Source organism: Streptosporangium sp. NPDC048047 (assembly GCF_040653115.1).
GTDB lineage: Bacteria > Actinomycetota > Actinomycetes > Streptosporangiales > Streptosporangiaceae > Streptosporangium.
The window spans coordinates 1,446-3,393 of the sequence record NZ_JBEZNH010000123.1 but is presented as its reverse complement, the minus strand read 5'-3'; the positions used below and the strand labels follow the sequence as shown (position 1 = coordinate 3,393).

Below are 1,948 nucleotides of genomic sequence, written 5' to 3'. Positions count from 1 at the left end.
GCCTGCTGCCTCAGAATCACACAGTGGACGCGAGCACAACCCTCAAGATCACGCGCTGCTCCGGACCCGGCGAAGAGTAACAGAGCGCTGCAGCGACCATCAAAGAGCCAATGCTTTATGGTCAAGTCCTCGGCCTATTAGTACCGGTCAGCTCCACACATTACTGCGCTTCCACCTCCGGCCTATCAACCCAATCGTCTATTGGGAGCCTTACCCCCTCACGGGGTGGGAGACCTCATCTCAAGGCAAGCTTCCCGCTTAGATGCTTTCAGCGGTTATCCCTCCCGAACGTAGCCAACCAGCCGTGCTCCTGGCGGAACAACTGGCACACCAGAGGTTCGTCCGTCCCGGTCCTCTCGTACTAGGGACAGCCCCTTTCAAGTCTCCTGCGCGCGCAGCGGATAGGGACCGAACTGTCTCGCGACGTTCTAAACCCAGCTCGCGTACCGCTTTAATGGGCGAACAGCCCAACCCTTGGGACCTACTCCAGCCCCAGGATGCGACGAGCCGACATCGAGGTGCCAAACCATCCCGTCGATATGGACTCTTGGGGAAGATCAGCCTGTTATCCCCGGGGTACCTTTTAGCCGTTGAGCGACGGCGCTTCCACATGCCACCGCCGGATCACTAGTCCCAGCTTTCGCTCCTGCTCGACCCGCCGGTCTCACAGTCAAGCTCCCTTGTGCACTTACACTCGACACCTGATTGCCAACCAGGCTGAGGGAACCTTTGGGCGCCTCCGTTACCCTTTAGGAGGCAACCGCCCCAGTTAAACTACCCACCAGACACTGTCCCTGATCCGGATCACGGACCCAGGTTAGACGTCCAAAACGACCAGAGTGGTATTTCACCAATGACTCCACCCCCACTAGCGTGGCGGCTTCACCGTCTCCCACCTATCCTACACAAACCGTTCCAAACGCCAATGTCAAGCTGTAGTGAAGGTCCCGGGGTCTTTCCGTCCTGCTGCGCGTAACGAGCATCTTTACTCGTAGTGCAATTTCGCCGGGTCTGCGGTTGAGACAGCGGGGAAGTCGTTACGCCATTCGTGCAGGTCGGAACTTACCCGACAAGGAATTTCGCTACCTTAGGATGGTTATAGTTACCACCGCCGTTTACTGGCGCTTAAGTTCTCACCTTCGCACACCCAAAGAGCGTGCTAAGCGGTCCCCTTAACGTTCCAGCACCGGGCAGGCGTCAGTCCGTATACATCGTCTTACGACTTCGCACGGACCTGTGTTTTTAGTAAACAGTCGCTTCCCCCTGGCCTCTGCGACCCCCACCAGCTCCGAGTGCAAGACTCATCACCAGCGAAGGCCCCCCTTCTCCCGAAGTTACGGGGGCAATTTGCCGAGTTCCTTAACCGCAGTTCACCCGATCGCCTTGGTATTCTCTACCTGACCACCTGAGTCGGTTTCGGGTACGGGCCGCCATGACACTCACTAGAGGCTTTTCTCGGCAGCATAGGATCACCCACTTCGCCACAATCGGCTCGGCATCACGTCTCAGGATACATAGACCGCGGATTTACCTACGGCCCTCCCTACACGCTTACCCCAGGAACAACCATCGCCTGGGATGGGCTACCTTCCTGCGTCACCCCATCGCTTACCTACTACCAGATCAGGCCAGGCGTTCACCCTGACGCCCGCTCCGAAGAGCAGACCGGCTTAAGGACCCTTAGTATCACTGGATTCAGTATGGGCGCATCACAGCGGGTACGGGAATATCAACCCGTTGTCCATCGACTACGCCTGTCGGCCTCGCCTTAGGTCCCGACTTACCCTGGGCGGATTAGCCTGGCCCAGGAACCCTTGGTCATCCGGCGCAGAAGTTTCTCACTTCTGATTCGCTACTCATGCCTGCATTCTCACTCGCACGGCCTCCACAACTGGATCACTCCGCTGCTTCGCCGGCCGCACGACGCTCCCCTACCCATCCACACACC

At 58.2% G+C, this 1,948-nt stretch carries 1 rRNA gene (running past one end of the window); it reads right to left on the bottom strand.

Annotated elements, in window-relative coordinates:
* Positions 1-117 precede the first annotated feature (117 nt).
* Positions 118-1,948, bottom strand: a 23S ribosomal RNA gene (locus tag AB0D67_RS38970); it runs 1,371 nt beyond the window's last position.